The following is a 17733-nucleotide window of genomic DNA, read 5'->3' as shown; positions in this document are numbered from 1 at the left end:
TCTGAATATTTATAAAAATCATAGCACACTCGCGGACCGAGATGGAACGCTAAAGAACGGTGCTGCCAAATATGTAGGTCACCATGTTCAATCCGAAGAAGACGTTTTCGTTTTCTTACGGCTCGGGAACTCGAAAATCAAGTAATACAAGACGATCATACTCGTGAATGGATTCAAGGCACTGACCCATGCTGGTCCATCAAATAAAATATACGTAAGTGTGATGAGGACGGATGATCCGAATAATAACTTTGAGAACATAGGCGATGTCTCTCCTTTGAATCGCAATATGGAATAGGTTGACTATATCATGTCACTTTCGCAATAACCGCCCGACAAAAAAACTGACCTGCCTGTATGAGGCAAGTCAGTCATCGTTTCGGTGTATCCAAATAGCGTTCGAAATGCCGCTCCAGCCAGTCCTGGAAGAACGACATGAACGTACAGATGCCCCAATAGATCAAGGCGACAACCAAATAGACGGTCATATAATCGAATTCCCGACCCCCGACGATTTTCGCCTTATTGAAAATCTCCGGAACCGTGATCATGGCGGCGAGCGAACTCGCTTTAATCAAATCGAGGAACACGTTCGAAAGCGGGGGGAGGGCAATCCGCGTCGCCTGAGGTAAGATGACCCCTTTCAGCGTCAACCACTTGTTCATCCCGAGCGAGCGGGCCGCCTCGACTTGTCCTGGATCGACGGCACGGATCGCAGCCCGGACGATCTCCGCGATATAGGCCGCCGAGTTCAGACTGAACCCGATGATTGCCGCCGTCAGCGCTGCGAACTCGATACCGATGAATGGAAACCCTGAATATAAGATGAACAGGATAATTAAAATCGGTACACCCCGCATGAACGAGATATAGAACGTCGACGGGAACCGCAGCAACCTCGACGGTGACAGTTTCCCAAGGGCGAGCACGAGACCAAGCAATAAGCCGAAGAACATGCTGACGAATGAGATCCAAAGCGTGTTCGGCAAACCGCCTAGCAGATAAGGGAACGAGCGCACAGCCAGGTCGACGTCAAAAATCGCTTCCCATTTCACACCTTCGAACATGATGGCTTAGTCCAATTCGACGATCGTCGCGTCGACGTCTGGTTCGACCGAGACATCGGCACCGTTATAGAACGTTTCCGACAACTCTTTCACCGTGCCGTCTTCAAGCATCTCGCCAAGGACGCGGTCGATGTTCTCTTGAAGCTCTGCGTTTTCCTTATCCATCAAGAACGCAACTTCCTGTGGGTTATAGGCGATATCCGGGTGAATCGTGATGTCGAACTCCGGGAAGAAGGCGAGGGCGAGCGTCTGGAGATAGTAGTCGTTCAAGATGACGTCGGTCCGTCCTGTCGAGACGTCACGGAGGTACTGGTCGTTCGTCGCGTTGTCATAGATGACTTCCTCCGCCCCGTATTGACGTGCTACGTCCATGAAGACGGTCGTCGCTTCTCCAGCGGCCTTTTTGCCTTTCAAGTCCTCAAGTGACTCGATACCTGATAGATCGCTCTTGCGAACGATGGCCGTCCCATACGTGTACTTGTATGGCGTCGAGAAGGCAAACTTCTCTTTCCGGTCGTCTGTGACCGAGATATCGTTTGCGGCGACGTCGACTTGTCCGTTTTGAACGCTCGTCAACATGTTGTCGAACGCCATCTCTTTGAATTGGACCTCGAGGTCGAGACGTTTCCCGACCTCTTTCATGAGCTCGACGTCAAACCCCGTCAACGTATCGCTATCCTCTTCCCGGAATGAGGCCGGATAGAGTGTCCCCGCTGTACCGACCGTGAGTGTACCGTCTTCTTTGATTTCGTCCCAGCGTGAAGTTTCGGCCTGATCGGTGCTAGAATCACCACACGCCGCGAGCGGGACAGCCAGTAATAGGGATGCTGCCAAACCTTTTGTCATACGTTTCATTCAAGTTCCTCCTTAAGTTATCATCTGTCTAAAAATAGCATGACATACGCTTACAGGCAACTCCTAAGAGCGGATGAACAGTGTTAAAGTTATTTTTGAAACATAAATCCATAAAGCGCTAACATGTTGATGAATGAAGGATTCAATCGAATGACACAGTTTAGTAATTATGATGAAACAGATCAATGGATGTCGGTTTGAACAATACGGTTTAAGCGAAAATGTCATCGTGTTGATCAGCCGACTCCAACCCACGTGAACTTTAATAATTCATGTATGATAGATAGTAAAGGCATATTCGTAACATATTAAAATGAGGAGAGGAGGGCCCACATGGAGAAATGGGAAAGATGGACCGTCAATCCAGAGATACCAGATAAACTATATCTGCAGGCGCTAATTGATGATAAAGACGGATTAAGACTCGTGTTTATTGATGCGCATGAGAACACACATACATTCTTGTTTGACGGACTTGTATTGTCGTATCGACATACAGACGAAGGAACGCTTATTAGAACGCTAGAACATTTATACAAACATCATGACCCTGATTTTTTTGGCGACTGGACACTCTTTCAAGTGACCGATTCCAGCTATTTAAAATGGTTAGCTGAAGAATCAACAAACATTTACGAAACGGTTTATAATATTCAGCATTACGTGTTCCTGACATCACATGATGTAATTGAAGTGTTGTCGACAGTACCACCGACTTTGATTTCATGACCGCCACTTTATGGCTAGTCTGGTGAGATCATGTAGTTATAGGATGGAGCGGTCATTACATATAGAAGGGAGAATAATGCAATGGAAGAAGCCCCGAACATCTCGATCAAAGCGTTAGATGAGTATTCCATCAGCGTCGTGAACGAAGCCAATAATCCGTTTCCAGTCATAGGGAAAATCATTCCGAGCTTTTCTGACGGGGTTTGGACGTATGAGGAACAGTTATATGAGAAAGCCCGTGTGACAAGCTTTCCAGACGATTTGCTGGATTGGTCTGAATACATCAACAGTGAGGACAAACAAATATTCTTGGCATTCGACGAGACAACATGTATTGGACAAATCCGTGTGGTGAAAGACTGGAACCGTTTTGCGTATATCGAGAACATCGCGGTCCGTGGAAGCTATCGCAACAGCGGGCTTGGGCATTTGCTGATAGAAGTTGCGGAGGCGTGGGCAAAAAAGCAATCGTTGCTTGGATTGTCACTCGAAGCGCAGAACGATAACGTGATCGCGTGTCGCTTTTATGCAAAAGAAGGGTTCGCGCTCGGCGGTGTCGATACGCTCAAACAGACCGGCAATCCGAACATCGACATGACGTTGTATTGGTACAAGATTTTCTGATTTTTTTCGAGAGGAGAGATGTCATATCTGACATCAATTTTCTTTATTTTCCTTTTAGTTAACATAACATATATTATCAGTAAAAATAAAACTCCGTCTCAATCCTTTAGTATACTTAAGGAAGTGAGACGGAATCTAAAATTTGAGATAAGGGATTCAAGATCGCGTAAATCGAATCAAAGTGACACCTGGTTCCGGTTCAAACTCGGCACTCGGTTCGAACCCGAGCTTCGTATACAGCTTCTTGGCCGGACCGTTATGTTTGCCGGTGTGCACATAGACAAGCTTGTCCTCATGCAAGCTGAGCACGTGTTCGAGCAACGTCGTCGCGAGCCTCGCCCTGAAATACGTCGGATCGATACATAATTTCGTGACCTCGACCGTGTTCTCAGCCGCTTCGACCGTGATGAATCCGATCAACCGCTCATCGTTATATAAGCCATAGCTCGTCCCAGGCAGATTTTGAATCACTTCGACCGTCTCATAACGCGCTGGAATCTCATCGAATCCGATCAGCTCGGCCTCGACCGCATAAGCGTTCCGTTGAATCTCGAGCATCTGCTCGGCCAGTTGATAATCTGTCGTCTGAATCTCGCGTAACTCCATCTATCAGCACCTCCGGTTTATCGTGAAAATAGACGTGCTTGCTTGCGTTTGGCCCGTTTCAGCGCCAAATAGAGCCGGTGTGTCCCAGCGACAGGCTGTCCGTGTCCGACGAACGTGTGGCGCGGTGCCAAGTCGATCAACTTCTCTGCATGCTCGACCGCTGCCCGTTTGTCCCATGTCGCGACGCCCGGAAGCGGGAACAACGGGCGTACATCCCCTGCCACGGCGACTCCCCCACGTGTCTGGAACGCGTCACCAGCAAACAAGTTCCGCTCCTTTTCATCGAAATAGGCGATGGAGCCTGGCGTATGACCCGCTGCCGGATAGACCCTCAGACCGAACAAGCGCTCACCTGGGTCGAGCAATTTATCCGGCAAGGAGTGGATGGTTGGGAGTGATCCTTTTAATTTGAGTGGCCGCTCATCCGGGTCGGTCGTCTTGTCCCCTTCGAGGAGACGGGCATCCCGACGTGAGACGTACAGCTCGGCGTGCGGGTGCGCCTTCAAGATGGCATCGACACCACCGACGTGATCGCCATGGGCGTGCGTTAGCAAGATGGCGAGCAGCGGACGCTCCTGTGCCTCGATATACGCTAAAATCGCTTCAGCATTCCGCGCGAGGGCGGTGTCAATCAAGACGAGTCCGAGCTCCCGCTCAATCAACTGGACGTTAATCGGTAATACAGGCGCATAGAATGTCAGTTGATGGACGTGGTCAATCCGTGTGACTTTCATGATATCCCCTCCCCTTAATCAAACAACGTGATCCAATCTTCTTGCCATCTAGCCTCAAAACACATATAAAGCTGTTCCTGTGTGTTCCGCGCGGTGGATAAAGGTGGTAAGTTGCCCCGCGTGAAGAAGGCGACCTCGCTCGTCTCATGGCTCACCTGCGCCACTCCACCAATCAGCTCGCATTCGATGAACAGTTTATAGTAATGCTGCGACAGCGGTGGATGGTCGTGATGATGCATATCGAACAACGCGAGTAGCCGTACCGGTACGACATCAAACCCGGCCTCTTCCTCAATCTCCTTAATGATATTTTGGGCCGGGGAGAACCCGACCTCACAAAAACCACCTGGTAACGTCCAAAGCCCGTCCGACCGCTCTTTGACGAGCAAGAGCGCATCGTCCCGGAAGACGACACCGCGTACGTCGAGTTTCGGTGTCGGGTATCCATCGACGTGCGTCAGTTTCGTGACCTCCTCCAAGGCGAGGTCTGACTGTCGTTCGAACATCTCGGTCGCGATTCGTTGAAGTTCGACGTAACGTTCTCGATCGAACTCGTCTTTCGTAAACGTCAAGCCAGCCTGTGCCAGCGCCTGGAGCCGTTTGGCCCAGTCGAGCCATTGAGACATAGTGATCCCCCCATGATTTTTCCTCTTACCCCATTCGCCAAACGATGGACTTGTTCCTTTTAGCAATACCCGCTCCCATAAGAAAGTACCTATCCTCCCCGTGATATACTGAAATGAGAACGGTGGCAAAGGAGGAACGATATGTCGATCGCAGTGTTATCCCAGTTCAAAGCAGACTTGGACGGCTATACCGAACGGCAGTTGCGCTACCAGGCAGCAGCAGACGTCTGGTCAATCGGGCAGATGTACGACCATATCATCGTGGTGGCCGAGGAATATGCAGACGAGATTGAACGGTGTCTCGCTTCACGCGAAGAGCAACCGCTTGGAAAGACCGAATTCGGTGAACGATTGTTTCAAGCCGGTGGGTTCCCTCCGATTAAAATCCGTTTACCTGATGAGATGAACCAACCTCCGAACAACACGGACAAGCGGGAGACGCTCGAGCGACGACTCGACGAGTTGTCTGCGCGTTTGAAGCGACTTGAACCGCTCGTCCGCTCGGCGAACCGTGACGTCAAAGCCCGGCATGGTGGTTTTGGCTGGCTGAACGCACAGGAGTGGTACGACCTCATCGAGATGCATACCCGTCATCACTTGCGCCAACAGGCCGATTTGGAGCGCTATCTGATAGAGGCCGAGCTTTGAATCCATAAGAAAAACCCTGTATCAAAGACAATGGTCTCTGGTACAGGGTTTTCTTTAGTTCGATCTCAATCGAGATACACGTCCTCAATCTCTCCGAATGTCTCTTCATCAAACACGAACGAGCCGTTGGCGTAGCGGTCCAAGAGCGTCAACTGCTTCGTTTTGACCGTCTTCGCTTTCTCTTTCCCGATGATGTGGAGCGTTTCATCGTCATGCACCGGGAGCACGCGACGAATCTGGTGCGGTTTCGATTTGACTTCGCGGATGAGCATCGTCCCGCGCAAGTTGCGGTTCGTGCAGTCGAACTGATCCTCGAGCTTCATCTTCTTGACCGCTCCACGTTGCGTCACGAGGACGAACAGTGGCGGTGTGAAGAAGGCGAAAGCATCGGCGACCATGTCCCCATCCTTCAAGTTCATCGCTTTGACGCCAGCAGCGCGCTGACCGACGACCGGCACGTCATCTTCTTTGAACCAGAGGCCGTAACCGCGCTCAGAGACGAGGAACAGTTGGCCAGGCCCGTCACTGATGCCGGCGAAGACGACCTCGTCGTCGCCTTTCAGTTTGAGCGCCATGAGCGCCTTCGACTTGCGTTGGGCGTCATAGTCACGGAGCGGTGTCCGTTTGACCATGCCTTCACGCGTCACGAACAGACAGTGCGCGTCGGTGTCGAACGTCGAGACGACATCGGCCGAAACGACTTGTTCGCCTTCGATCGGCACGAGGTTGGCGACATGCTGACCGGCGTCTTTCCATTTCGACTCTGGAATCTGATGGACCGGGATGAGCAAGTAACTGCCCTTGTTCGTCCATACGAGCAAGTGGTCCGTCGTCATCGCCTGGGTGACGAGGACGGGACGGTCTTTCTGCTTCATCTCCGGCATCTCGTCGCTCGAGGCGCCATATGAGCGCATCGATGAACGTTTGACGTACCCGTCGCGGCTGACGAACACCATCGTCTCTTCGACGGCGATCATGACCTCTGTCTTCAGTTTCAACTCTTCGACCTCGGACTCGATGACCGAGCGTCGTGCGTCGCCGTACTCGTCACGGAGTGCGGTCAACTCTTTCGAGATGAGCTTCCGTTTCGTCGCGTCGACGTTCAAGATGTTAGCGAGGCGAGCGATCTCTTTTTGGAGCGCCTTCGCCTCTTTTTGCAGTTCGACGATATCCGTGTTCGTCAAACGATACAATTGGAGCATGACAACCGCTTCGGCTTGACGGTCTGAGAACGAGAACCGCTCCATGAGCTTCTGCTTCGCCTCGGACTTGTCTTTGGCCGAACGGATGAGTTCGAGCGTCTCGTCAAGGACCGAGATGGCCTGTTCGAGCGCATCGACGATCTCGGCGCGTTTCTTCGCCTGGTCGAGCTCGAACGTCGTGCGTCGAGTGACGACCTCTTCGACGTGCTTCAAGTATGCGTCGATAATCGACAAGAGTCCCATCTGTTTCGGTGTCCGGTTGACGATGGCGACCATGTTGTAGTTATAGGCGAGCTGCAGATCGGTATGCTTCAAGAAGAAATGGAGCACACCTTCCGCATCGGCTTCCTTCTTCAACTCGATGACGACGCGGACACCGGTCCGGTCGGTCTCGTCACGGACTTCGGCGACGCCTTCGACTTTGCGGTCGAGACGGAGCTCTTCCATCTTCTTGACGAGGTTCGCCTTGTTCACCTCATACGGGAGCTCGGTGATGGTAATCTGTTCACGACCTCCCTTAAGTGGCTCGATGACCGATTTGGCACGGATGATGACCTTGCCTTTTCCGGTCTCGAACGCCTTCAAGATGCCGTCTTTGCCCATGACGATCCCGCCAGACGGGAAGTCAGGTCCTTGCATATAACGGAACGCGTCATTCGTCGTCTCGACCTCACCTTTCAGACGGGCGATGGCGAGGTTGAGCACCTCGGTCAAGTTGTGCGGCGGAATCTCGGTCGCGTAACCGGCAGAGATTCCCGTCGTCCCGTTCATGAGCAAGTTCGGGAGGAGTGACGGCAAAACGAGCGGCTCTTCGGTCGAATCGTCGAAGTTCGGCGTATAGTCGACCGTGTTCTTCGAGATCGACGTCAGCATGACGCCGGCAATCTTCGACAGACGGGCCTCGGTATACCGCATCGCGGCGGCCGAGTCGCCGTCCATCGAGCCGTTGTTCCCGTGCATGTCGATGAGCGGGTAACGCAACTTCCAGTCCTGCGATAGGCGTACCATCGCCTCATAGACGGAACTGTCACCGTGCGGGTGATAGTTACCGATGACGTTCCCGACCGTCTTGGCCGATTTGCGGTACGGTTTCTCGTTCGTGTTGCCTTCATGGTGCATCGCATACAGGATGCGGCGCTGAACGGGTTTGAGGCCGTCGCGCGCGTCCGGGAGGGCCCGGTCCTGGATGATATATTTCGAGTAACGCCCGAAGCGGTCACCAACGACCTGTTCGAGCGACAAGTTTAAAATATGTTGAATCGTCGACATCGTTACATCACTTCCTCAATCGCTTTAGTCACGTGTTCATTGGCGATGATCGAATCATCTTCCTGGAGGCCGAAGGCGACGTTCTCCTCGATCCATTCCCGGCGATGGGCAACATTGTCTCCCATGAGCACCGAGACACGCTTGTCGGCGACGGCAGCGTCGTCGACCGTGACGCGGATGAGCGTCCGTGTGTCGGGGTTCATCGTCGTCTCCCATAGCTGGTCGGCGTTCATCTCACCGAGACCTTTGTAGCGCTGGAGGATATAACCCTTCTTATACACTTTGACGAGCTTCTCGAGCGCCTCTTCGTCCCAAGCGTACTCGAACTGTTCCGACTTGCCTTTCCCTTTCGAAATCCGATAGAGCGGTGGCAAGGCGACGAACACTTTGCCGGCCTCGACGAGTGGGCGCATATAACGGAAGAAGAACGTCAACAGGAGCACTTGGATGTGAGCCCCGTCCGTATCGGCGTCGGTCATGATGATGATTTTGTCGAAATTGCAGTCCTCAAGGTCGAAGTCGTGGCCGACCCCGGCCCCAATCGCGTGGATGATCGTATTGATTTCCTCATTCTTCATGATGTCCTGAAGTTTCGACTTCTCCGAGTTGATGACCTTCCCGCGTAGCGGCAGGATGGCCTGGAACGTCCGGTCACGGCCCTGTTTAGCCGAACCGCCGGCCGAGTCACCCTCGACGAGGAACAGTTCGTTCTTGGCGGCGTTCTTCGACGTCGCCGGCGTCAGTTTTCCGTTCAAGATGCTCGAACGTTTCTTCTTCTTGCCGTTGCGCGCCTCTTCCCGGGCTTTCCGAGCGGCTTCGCGGGCCTGGGCGGCGCGGATCGCCTTCTTGATGAGCATCGTCGCCATCTGCGGATTCTCCTCGAGGAAGATCGTCAGTTGTTTGGCCATGACACCATCAGCGCTCGTACGGGCCTCGGGCGAACCGAGTTTCGATTTCGTCTGCCCCTCGAACTGGAGGAACTCTTCCGGGATGCGTACCGAGACGATGAGTGTCAAGCCTTCGCGGACGTCACCGCCGTCAAGGTTCTTATCTTTTTCTTTCAACAATCCGTTCTTACGGGCATACTCGTTCACGATGCGGGTCATCGCCGTCTTGGCGCCGACCTCGTGCGTGCCGCCGTCACGAGTCCGGACGTTGTTGACGAACGAGAGGACGTTCTCAGAATAGGCGTCCGTGAACTGGAAGGCGAGCTCTAGCTCGATATCGTTCTCTGTCCCTTCGAAATAGACGATCGGATGAAGCGTCGCCTTATCGTCGTTCAAATATTGGACGAACTCGGCGATCCCTTCCTCATAATGGAACGTCTCTTCTTTATCCGAACGCTCGTCCGTCAACGTGATCGTCAATCCTTTTAACAAGAATGCCGATTCACGGAGCCGTTCAGCGAGCGTGTCGTAGTTATATGTCGTCGTCGAGAAGATCGAGGCGTCCGGTTTGAAGTAGACGCTCGTCCCCGTCTGACGCGTCTTTCCGGTCTCGAGGAGCGTCGTCTGCGGGATCCCGCCGTCGGCAAACGTCTGCTCGAACACTTTGCCGTCGCGATAAATCGTGACGAGGACCTTGCTCGAGAGTGCGTTCACGACCGAGGCGCCGACCCCGTGGAGTCCACCTGACGTCTTGTAGCCGCCTTGGCCGAACTTACCGCCGGCGTGGAGGACCGTGAAGATGACCTCTGGCGTCGGTTTCCCGGAGGCGTGCATCCCCGTCGGCATACCGCGCCCGTGATCGCGTACCGTGATGGCGTCATCTTTATGGATGGTCACGTCGATTTGGCCACCGAATCCGGCGAGCGCCTCATCGATCGCGTTATCGACGATCTCATAGACGAGATGGTGCAAGCCGCGATGGTCGGTCGAACCGATATACATCCCCGGACGTTTCCGGACAGCAGTCAGTCCTTCGAGCACCTGGATGGCGTCTTCATTGTAATTAAATAAGTCTGTTGACATCTTCGTCACCTCAATTTCGAACACACGTTCGTTTTTCTATCCTATTGTATAGCTGTTTTTGGATTCTGGCAAGCCTCCCTCCGCGAGCGGGGCTCGTGAAAAAAAGGAGACCTACCAAGGAGGTAGGTCTTAACCGAGAAGGCGGGCGTGCTCGACATAGATGCATCGATTTTCGATGTAGTCGAGTCCGGCATCGCGAGCGATCCGCTCGGCGTCCGGGCTGGTGAGCCCGAGCTGGTTGAAGACGAGACCGACATCCCCATGTCGGACGGCATCTTCGGCCACGCCGGCCAAATACTCATTGCGTCGGAAGACGTCGACGATATCGACGCGCCCCGGGATGCTCTCGACCGTCGGATAGACTTTGCGTCCGTTCCACGTCTCGAGCGTCGGATTGACAGGGATGACTGTGTAACCTTGCAAGATCAAATAGTCTGCGATTTGGTTCGCGGTCTTGTTCGGGTTCGTTGACACGCCGACGACAGCGATCGTCTTCGCCTCGGTGAGCCATTGTTTCAAACGTTGATCGTCCATCCTGAAATCCCCCTTTTGTTTACGTTCTCAGTGTACCTTTACCTGAATCACCGTTTCAAGCTTTATTTTCTTTTAACATACAACTGTAACTCTTTCAAATTTTTAAAACAAATCAATTGGTTCACCATAACTAATTATGTAAACCGGGTTATATGACGTTATTTCTCGGGTTCGTAGGTCGATGTGTGTCTCGGGTGGAAATGACGTGTAAACGAACGTTGCGTGAAATATCTATTTCACGCAATCATAAGGACCGATTTAAAGCGTTTCAGATAGTAAAATTGACTCGTTTCTCGAACGCCCATGGGCAAATCGATGGCAGTTCGGTATACTAAGGTTCAGGAGGTGTTCGCGTGGGAACTGCCTATGAGGAACGTCGCGGTACACTATATAATTACCGCATCACTTTTTACGGGAACGCGCTCGCTTGGCTCATCCACGTCGTGTTCTTGATCACGTTTTGGCAACTCGGCGTCACGATACTCGCCTGGTCGAATCTACTCAGCATTCTGTATTACACGCTATCCTTTTATTTTGTACATAAACGATATTATCGAGCGTTCTTCGTCGGTCTGTTCATTGAGGTCGTCTATAACGCGATCATCTCGACGGTCGTGCTCGGTTGGGGTGCGAACGTCCACTACTTCATCATCATGGTCGCCTATGGCGTGTTCTTCATGCCGAATGTCCGTCGGTCCATCCGGGTCGCCTCGACGATACTCGCCATGACCATCTACGGTTTCCTATATATGAATGTGACGACAGGGACGCAACCGCTCACGCCGTCCTTCGAGCAAATATTGGGCCTCTTTTGTCTCTTGTCGACGATCGCCTTGATTGCCGGTCTGTCTTTTGTCTTCGAAGGGTCCGTCGTCGAAGTGACGTCCGAGCTCGAACGGACGAATGAACGGTTGCACACGCTCGCCTCACGGGACGGGCTGACCGGGTTGTATAATCGGACGACCGGTTACCGATTGGTCGAAGATGAGATTCGCGAAGCCGTCATCAATGGACGGCCATACGCCGTCGCTCTAGGGGACATCGACCATTTCAAGGCGTTCAATGAGCAACACGGTCATGACTGCGGCGATCTCGTACTCAAGCAAGTCGCCTCCGCGCTTGCCCGAACCGACGGGATAGCCGTCCGTTGGGGTGGCGAGGAGTTCCTCATCTTCTTGGCGGACCAGTCCACTGCAGAGGCCACGGAGACGATTGACCGCTTGCGGCAACGCATCAAATCACTCGAGACAATTTATGACGGCCGTCGTCTCAGCGTCACGATGACGTTCGGTGTCACGACGCGAACTGGATTCGAGGCCGTCGAAACGCTCGTCAAAGAGGCGGACGACCGGCTCCGGGCCGGTAAACAAGAAGGCAAAGACCGAATCGTCACGTCAATCCATCAGTAAGCAAGGAGAGATCTTTTGAGTATATTCCGCCAGCTCGGACAAGCACCGACCAAGGTCGCGACGAAACGTTTCAATTTGAGCGGCTACGAGCGCATGCCGAGCTTCATCCAGCGTTTTTTGAATCACCTGGCAGCCAAACATTATTCGGAACAGACCGCGCAGCGCTATCTGTATGACTTTCTAGATTTTTTCCGCTGGGTCGAGGCCGCCAGCGCATCTGAGGTCGACCCTTCGACGGTCGAGATTGACTCGTTCGTCGAGTTCGATCACGCGGGGGCCGAGGCGTACGCGACGTATCTCGCACTCGAGCTCGATAACGCGCCGAGCGTCATCAACCGTAAATTGTCCACGATGCAATCGCTGTTCAACCATTTGATTGAGACGGGCGTGACGGCCCACAACCCGTTCCAGGCGGTCGAGCGGCCGAAGCGTGCCAAACGCAACCCGGTCTATTTGACGGAGCAGGAGTGGCTCGACTTCTCGACGCTCGTCCGCAGCAACGTCGGCATGTCCGACCGCGAGGCGAGTTGGTACGAGCGCAACCGGGACCGCGATTTTTTGATGATTCAACTGCTTGGGTTGACCGGGATGCGCGTCTCGGAACTCGTCGGCCTCGATTGGAACGATATCGACCGCGAGAGCGGGACGATTCGCGTCATCGGGAAAGGCAATAAAGAACGGGTCATTCCGATCGCCTCCCCGCTCGAGCCGCTCCTCGACGCCTATCGACGTGACGGGTCAGGCCCGCTATTCCAATCGGAGCGAGGCAAGCGCATCTCGGTGCGGACGGTGCAACACACGTTAAAAGGCCACATCGACCGCTTGAAACCGTATTTGCCGTTCTTGACGCATAAACAGGTGACACCACACAAACTACGTCATACATTCGCCTCACGGCTCGCCATGAGCGGCATCGATGTGTTGACGATTCAACAGTTGCTCGGTCACGAATCGGTGGCGACGACGCAAGTCTATGCCCATATCGGCGACGAGAAGAAAAAACAAGCTATGATAGGTTTACGATAACTTATTATGTAAACCATTATAAAACACCTGAATCAATCACATGGATTGGTTCAGGTGTTTTCGTTATAACTGCTTCGTCGATAGGATGACAATCGTCTCATCGAGCACCGTGTAATAGGCGTCTTCGAACGTTTGCCGCTCATTTGTTTCGAGATTGAACACGGTCACGCCCCCACCTGTTCCATCTGCCGCCGACTCATGGATGAAATAGTTCGAGGCGAGCACGCGCTCGAAAGGAGCCGTGTCGAGGAAGCGGGCCCCGGTCGTCGCGTCAATCAATTCGGTATGGTCCGTTGACTCTTCCACTTTAATGAAAATAGTGGAACTGACATCGTCATACGTGAAGTCAATCGGCTCGTAGGCGCCCCAGTCGACCACCGCCACCTCGCGGAGCACGTCCGGTGCTGTCAACTCATAAATCGTCTCCTCGTTCGCCTCGTCGACGAAAGTCGAGAACCGAAGTCGCTTGTTCCGTTCACCCAAGTATTGGACCGTGTCCCCTTCCCCGTGCAGACGAATTAAGTCCTCGAACGGAATCTCATCTTGACGGGACCTAACTGCCTCGACCGCCTCGTCGAGCGAACAAATCAGAATCGCCTCCGAATGGTCGATCGAATCGTCCGGGAAGACCCGACCGTCCTCGAGTGCCTCGTAATAGGCAAACTCGTCCAAGCGGGCGTTGCAGACGATATATGGAATGCCATCGAGCTCGGTCGAGAACAGATAGAGCTCACGGAACTTACCGGCATGTCCGACGAGTCGCTCGTCACGGATTCGCTCTTGGAACGACGTCTCCGCATCATACAGCCATGCCTCATCGGTATCTCCGAAACTCGTCAGGAAGAGGAAGTAACGGTCCGCGAGAACCCAATAGAGCGTGCTGTTACCACGTTTCTCGAACGTCGCGAGCACATCTTCTCGTCCAGAGCGATAGTCGAACGCAATCAACTCCGTGCGGACGACACCCGTCCGGTCTGGTATCTCATTCAAGAAATAGACGCGGGCGTCACTGACGAACAGCTTCGAGATCCCATAGTCTTCATAGGCGCGATGACTGATCGGCGTGACGGTACCGTCCGCTTCATCATAGCGATAGATCGAGAAACTCGTCTCGCCGGTCTTCTCTCGATAGTAGATGGACGTTTCGGTGACGGCAATCAAATCCTCATGGCTGATTGGCATGGCACGTGCGTCAACGATTCTCATAGGGCACCTCTCTCATAGGAAGATTCAACCGGCTCGACGGTGACGATGCCGGGTGGTCGTTTCGGGAATGAAATCCGCAAATGGGCGAACTCAATGATGGATTGGTGAGGATCGGTCTTCTCGACCCAACGGACGCGTTGGCGGTTCGCCAAGGCGTGGCCAATCTTTTCTTCAATTTGGAACTGGGAAATGCCACGATAGGCGACTTCTTGGATATAGGTCGATTCATCAAGCTCGAACTGTTGCCAAATGCCCATCACGAGCTGTCCGAGCGAGGAGACCCGCCGCTCAGGCAAACGGACCGTCCGGAGCGTTTGTTCCACTTCCTTCAAACATTCGAGCGGGTCGTCCGCGACGGCAAACAGTCGCTTAGCCGAGTTGTTCATGACCCGGTAACGTCGTTTCCCGCTCTCGAGCCGAAGCACTTGCGCATAGGGTTCGACCGGCACCCCATGAAAGAACGTATCGGTCCCACCCCAGGAAAAGCCGAAGGCGGGATCGAATTTCTGAATCGTGTTCATGAAGGCGAGCATGAAATCCTCGACCTCGCGACGCTCAAGCCGTATCCATTCGGCGAGCGCGAGGGTGCCGCGGTCCTTTTTGATGCGATGCACCGGGAAGAACAGGTCCCCTTCGGCCAGTCGATGCGGTTTGAGCTCCGTCCCGTCGGCGCGATAGTCCGTCGCCGGACGGCCGCTCCGGCCCGCATAGATAATCCATTCGTCCTCGGTGCTTTCGAACGCGTAGGCTTGGTGCGCCCAAGGTGGTGTCACATATAGGGCCGGATACTCTTCATACGTCTCGAGGTGCAGATAGGAGCGGTCGGTCCACAGTTGCGCGAGCAAGCGCACGATTTCTCCCGTCTCTGATTCTTTCGGTGCGATATAGTTGCCGGTATTGCCGATATACGTCAAGACATGGAAGTCATAGGCGTGATACAAGTGTCGGACGATGCGCTCGAACACGGCGGCAATCATCCGTTCGAACAGCGGATGGTCCTCGTTCCGGTCGACCGATGTCGCATCGACCGTGCACATGAGCCACCCCATGCGGACGTACAGGCGAATCCGGAGCGGATACGAGATCAATGGGGATGATGACGCATGAATCTCCGTCAGACCGAGGTTGGCCATGTTCTCGACTTGTAACGTGAATCCGCTACGCCTCAGTTGTTCCTCCATCTTCTTTTTCCAATTGATCGTCTCCATTCGCATTCACTCGCTTTCCGTGGCCATCGTTCTCGTGTGGCTCATTGTGAAATTTTTCCCGTTTCTTGATTCATACAAACGCCTTTCCGTCAGCATGTTCGGTGAGACGCTGAAGCGCCTCATCAACGATAGCGCGCGACGTCCCGAAATTGAGGCGTTCGAACGTCTCGCCCGACTCCCCGAACGGGTGACCTGGCGACAAGAACAGACGGACTTCCTCGTGCAACCACTTCTTCCGCGGTTCCGTTTCGAAATTGAGCGCCTTGAAGTCGATCCAGAGGAGATAACTCGCCTCAGGCATGTACGTCTTCAATTGGGGCAGCTCTTCCTGGAACCGCTCGACGAGGTACGTCGCCTGCTCCTCGAGTTCGGCCGTCAATTGGTCGAGCCAACGCTCGGCCCGTGAGTCGGAATAGGCGGCGATGATGGCCGTGTTCGCGAACGGTGTCGGTAACACATGGTGTTTGTTTTGGACTTGGATAATCCGTTTTCGCATCGCATCGTCCGGACAGATGATGTACGACGCGAACAGCCCCGCGATATTGAACGCCTTCGACGGTGCACTCACCGTGATGACCGAGTCATCGAGGCGATTGAGGGCGGTATGCCGTTGTGACGGATAGGTCAAGTCGGCATGAATTTCATCGGCGACGAGGATGACGTCATGGCGACGTGCCAGCTCGACGACTTGCTTCAGCTCGGACTCGGTCCATACCCGTCCGACCGGGTTGTGCGGCGAGCAGAGCAAGAACAACTTCGCCTTCTGCATCTGTGTCTCGAGCGCGTCAAAGTCCATCTCGTAGCGACCATCGACTTGACGGAGCGGAGCGTCGAGCAACTCCCGTTTCAACCCGGTGACCAGTTCATGAAATGGCGGATAGACGGGCGACTGGATGACGACCCCATCCCCTTCCTCCGTCAACGCCTCGACGATATGCGTCAATCCCGGTACGACGCCACTCGAGAACAAGACGTGATCGGCATCGACCTTGAGCCCGTGACGACGGTCATACCAAGAACTCACGGCTGCTTGCGCCTCTCTCGAGAACAATGTGTACCCGAACTCTCCTGTCGCGGCCCGTGCCGTCAGCGCCTCCGAGATGGACGGTGCCGTGCGGATATCGATGTCTGCGACCCACAGCGGCAAGACGTCATCTGTCAAATGGAACCAGCGGTCGAGCCCGTCCCATTTCACCGAATCCGTTCCCGTCCGGTCAAGCGATTGATGTAAGATTGATTTCATGTTCATCCCTCCTACTCCTACTGTAACAAAAAACGAGCGTTCGAGTCCGCAAAACGATGGCGGATTCGAGACGCGTCGGCTATAATCGACCGAGATACTTCAAGGAGGTGAACCCGATGACCGTGACCGTCATCCGCCATAAACGCCGGAAACGGGCGGCTTTCTTCGTGACGCCGGACGGCATCGAGCTGCGGATTCCAGCTAGGCTCCCGAACCGAGTCGTCGAGACAATATTGACGGAACATGCCGGCTGGATCGAAGATCGCCTCGCGGCACTGCCCAAGCGTGACGTCTTACCAGCCGACAGACTGCTTTTGCACGGAGAGACGTTTTCGCTCGTGAAAAGCAATACCGAGACAAGGTTCCGCTTCGACGGCGAAAACTTTTACTGTCCTGCGAAGTGGGACGAATCATCGCTTCGGAAAGCGTACGAGGTCTGGCTACGAGAACGGGCCCTCGCTTATGTGATGGAAAGGTCCCCCCACTATGAACGTCAACTTGGTGTGAAGGCGGAACGAATCCGCATCGGCCACCAAAAGACGCGCTGGGGGTCATGCAGCTCGACCGGGACGATCTCGATCAACGTCCGGCTCATGCTCGCCCCGCAGGACGTCATGGATTATGTCATCGCCCACGAATGGGTCCATCTCGTTCATTTCGACCACTCGAAAGCGTTCTGGTCGAAGCTTGCGTCAGTGTATCCAAACGTCGCCGGCGCGATGGCCTGGTTGAAACAGCATGGCCATACGCTGCAAATCAAAAAAACCAATTGAACGT

The 17733-nt window shown here is 53.8% G+C and carries 18 protein-coding genes; 6 read left to right on the top strand and 12 right to left on the bottom strand.

Translation table 11 applies throughout. From position 1 onward, the window contains the following. Nucleotides 1-87: 87 nt before the first annotated feature. The 3 genes from KNP67_RS11200 to KNP67_RS11190 all read right to left on the bottom strand — a co-directional run bounded on the left by KNP67_RS11200 (nt 88) and on the right by KNP67_RS11190 (nt 1922). Complete coding sequence (locus KNP67_RS11200; RefSeq protein WP_214719584.1) at nt 88-261, bottom strand: hypothetical protein; 174 nt, start codon at nt 259-261, stop codon at nt 88-90. A gap of 110 nt (nt 262-371) precedes the next feature. Further along, nucleotides 372-1067, bottom strand: a complete 696-nt coding sequence (locus tag KNP67_RS11195; protein ID WP_021067457.1) for an amino acid ABC transporter permease — start codon at nt 1065-1067, stop codon at nt 372-374. Between the two features lie 6 nt (nt 1068-1073). Continuing rightward, nucleotides 1074-1922, bottom strand: a complete 849-nt coding sequence (locus KNP67_RS11190) for a transporter substrate-binding domain-containing protein (protein WP_214756601.1) — start codon at nt 1920-1922, stop codon at nt 1074-1076. Between the two features lie 333 nt (nt 1923-2255). Here KNP67_RS11190 and KNP67_RS11185 point away from each other — a divergent pair, with 333 nt between their 5' ends. Then, nucleotides 2256-2651: a hypothetical protein gene (locus KNP67_RS11185; protein ID WP_131472671.1), complete on the top strand. Its 396-nt coding sequence runs from the start codon at nt 2256-2258 to the stop codon at nt 2649-2651. Nucleotides 2652-2732: 81 nt separating this feature from the next. Next, nucleotides 2733-3275 (top strand): GNAT family N-acetyltransferase, encoded by a 543-nt coding sequence (locus KNP67_RS11180; protein WP_029595446.1) that lies wholly within the window; start codon nt 2733-2735, stop codon nt 3273-3275. Between the two features lie 156 nt (nt 3276-3431). Here KNP67_RS11180 and KNP67_RS11175 read toward each other — a convergent pair whose 3' ends face one another. From KNP67_RS11175 to KNP67_RS11165, 3 genes are read right to left on the bottom strand one after another with little or no spacing between them, the layout of a single operon-like run. Then, nucleotides 3432-3881 (bottom strand): GNAT family N-acetyltransferase, encoded by a 450-nt coding sequence (locus KNP67_RS11175; protein WP_021067461.1) that lies wholly within the window; start codon nt 3879-3881, stop codon nt 3432-3434. A 17-nt stretch (nt 3882-3898) separates the two neighbouring features. Continuing rightward, nucleotides 3899-4615, bottom strand: a complete 717-nt coding sequence (locus KNP67_RS11170; protein WP_131472667.1) for an MBL fold metallo-hydrolase — start codon at nt 4613-4615, stop codon at nt 3899-3901. 14 nt (nt 4616-4629) lie between these two features. After that, entirely contained in the window at nt 4630-5241 is a 612-nt protein-coding gene (locus KNP67_RS11165; protein WP_214756600.1) for an NUDIX hydrolase, read from the bottom strand. Between the two features lie 141 nt (nt 5242-5382). Here KNP67_RS11165 and KNP67_RS11160 point away from each other — a divergent pair, with 141 nt between their 5' ends. After that, on the top strand, nt 5383-5889 hold the full coding sequence (locus tag KNP67_RS11160) for a DinB family protein (protein WP_214756599.1): 507 nt from the start codon (nt 5383-5385) through the stop codon (nt 5887-5889). 65 nt (nt 5890-5954) lie between these two features. Here the strand turns inward: KNP67_RS11160 and parC are convergent, their stop codons facing one another. From parC to KNP67_RS11145, 3 genes are all read right to left on the bottom strand, one after another. Beyond that, entirely contained in the window at nt 5955-8360 is a 2406-nt protein-coding gene (parC, locus tag KNP67_RS11155) for a DNA topoisomerase IV subunit A (RefSeq protein WP_214756598.1), read from the bottom strand. 2 nt (nt 8361-8362) lie between these two features. Beyond that, nucleotides 8363-10330, bottom strand: coding sequence for a DNA topoisomerase IV subunit B (parE, locus tag KNP67_RS11150; RefSeq protein ID WP_031200243.1), 1968 nt, complete (start codon nt 10328-10330; stop codon nt 8363-8365). Between the two features lie 129 nt (nt 10331-10459). Next, nucleotides 10460-10864 carry a CoA-binding protein gene (locus tag KNP67_RS11145; protein ID WP_214756597.1) on the bottom strand — a complete coding sequence of 135 codons (405 nt, stop codon included), beginning with the start codon at nt 10862-10864 and terminating at the stop codon, nt 10460-10462. A 353-nt stretch (nt 10865-11217) separates the two neighbouring features. Here KNP67_RS11145 and KNP67_RS15575 point away from each other — a divergent pair, with 353 nt between their 5' ends. Further along, nucleotides 11218-12273: a GGDEF domain-containing protein gene (locus KNP67_RS15575; RefSeq protein ID WP_214756596.1), complete on the top strand. Its 1056-nt coding sequence runs from the start codon at nt 11218-11220 to the stop codon at nt 12271-12273. 15 nt (nt 12274-12288) lie between these two features. Continuing rightward, nucleotides 12289-13299, top strand: coding sequence for a tyrosine-type recombinase/integrase (locus tag KNP67_RS11135; protein WP_131472655.1), 1011 nt, complete (start codon nt 12289-12291; stop codon nt 13297-13299). Between the two features lie 63 nt (nt 13300-13362). On the opposite strand, the gene KNP67_RS11130 is transcribed toward KNP67_RS11135, so the two are convergent. From KNP67_RS11130 to KNP67_RS11120, 3 genes are all read right to left on the bottom strand, one after another. After that, on the bottom strand, nt 13363-14505 hold the full coding sequence (locus tag KNP67_RS11130) for a hypothetical protein (RefSeq protein ID WP_131472653.1): 1143 nt from the start codon (nt 14503-14505) through the stop codon (nt 13363-13365). After that, a complete protein-coding gene (locus tag KNP67_RS11125) occupies nt 14502-15713 on the bottom strand; it encodes a hypothetical protein (RefSeq protein ID WP_131472650.1) in 1212 nt (403 codons plus the stop codon). Before KNP67_RS11125 ends, KNP67_RS11130 begins: the two co-directional genes overlap by 4 nt. Nucleotides 15714-15783: 70 nt before the next feature. Further along, nucleotides 15784-16956 carry a MalY/PatB family protein gene (locus tag KNP67_RS11120; protein ID WP_131472648.1) on the bottom strand — a complete coding sequence of 391 codons (1173 nt, stop codon included), beginning with the start codon at nt 16954-16956 and terminating at the stop codon, nt 15784-15786. 116 nt (nt 16957-17072) lie between these two features. Between KNP67_RS11120 and KNP67_RS11115 the strand changes: the two genes are divergently transcribed. Then, nucleotides 17073-17729: a M48 family metallopeptidase gene (locus KNP67_RS11115; RefSeq protein WP_131472646.1), complete on the top strand. Its 657-nt coding sequence runs from the start codon at nt 17073-17075 to the stop codon at nt 17727-17729. The last annotated feature ends 4 nt before the right edge of the window (nt 17730-17733 follow it).

It is taken from the genome of Exiguobacterium sp. s157 (assembly GCF_018618205.1).
Taxonomy (GTDB): domain Bacteria; phylum Bacillota; class Bacilli; order Exiguobacteriales; family Exiguobacteriaceae; genus Exiguobacterium; species Exiguobacterium chiriqhucha.
This window is presented reverse-complemented; position numbering and strand designations above follow the sequence as displayed.

Bases quoted from the DNA above. Each gene is read 5' to 3' on its own strand.
- KNP67_RS11115 (WP_131472646.1), top strand. From the start codon at position 17,073: ATGACCGTGACCGTCATCCGCCATAAACGCCGGAAACGGGCGGCTTTC.
- KNP67_RS11185 (WP_131472671.1), top strand. From the start codon at position 2,256: ATGGAGAAATGGGAAAGATGGACCGTCAATCCAGAGATACCAGATAAA.
- KNP67_RS11175 (WP_021067461.1), bottom strand. From the start codon at position 3,881: ATGGAGTTACGCGAGATTCAGACGACAGATTATCAACTGGCCGAGCAG.
- KNP67_RS11180 (WP_029595446.1), top strand. From the start codon at position 2,733: ATGGAAGAAGCCCCGAACATCTCGATCAAAGCGTTAGATGAGTATTCC.
- KNP67_RS11130 (WP_131472653.1), bottom strand. From the start codon at position 14,505: ATGAGAATCGTTGACGCACGTGCCATGCCAATCAGCCATGAGGATTTG.
- KNP67_RS11200 (WP_214719584.1), bottom strand. From the start codon at position 261: ATGTTCTCAAAGTTATTATTCGGATCATCCGTCCTCATCACACTTACG.
- KNP67_RS11195 (WP_021067457.1), bottom strand. From the start codon at position 1,067: ATGTTCGAAGGTGTGAAATGGGAAGCGATTTTTGACGTCGACCTGGCT.
- KNP67_RS11170 (WP_131472667.1), bottom strand. From the start codon at position 4,615: ATGAAAGTCACACGGATTGACCACGTCCATCAACTGACATTCTATGCG.
- KNP67_RS11120 (WP_131472648.1), bottom strand. From the start codon at position 16,956: ATGAAATCAATCTTACATCAATCGCTTGACCGGACGGGAACGGATTCG.
- KNP67_RS11145 (WP_214756597.1), bottom strand. From the start codon at position 10,864: ATGGACGATCAACGTTTGAAACAATGGCTCACCGAGGCGAAGACGATC.
- KNP67_RS11190 (WP_214756601.1), bottom strand. From the start codon at position 1,922: ATGAAACGTATGACAAAAGGTTTGGCAGCATCCCTATTACTGGCTGTC.
- KNP67_RS11160 (WP_214756599.1), top strand. From the start codon at position 5,383: ATGTCGATCGCAGTGTTATCCCAGTTCAAAGCAGACTTGGACGGCTAT.
- KNP67_RS11165 (WP_214756600.1), bottom strand. From the start codon at position 5,241: ATGTCTCAATGGCTCGACTGGGCCAAACGGCTCCAGGCGCTGGCACAG.
- KNP67_RS11125 (WP_131472650.1), bottom strand. From the start codon at position 15,713: ATGGAGACGATCAATTGGAAAAAGAAGATGGAGGAACAACTGAGGCGT.
- parC (WP_214756598.1), bottom strand. From the start codon at position 8,360: ATGTCGACGATTCAACATATTTTAAACTTGTCGCTCGAACAGGTCGTT.
- parE (WP_031200243.1), bottom strand. From the start codon at position 10,330: ATGTCAACAGACTTATTTAATTACAATGAAGACGCCATCCAGGTGCTC.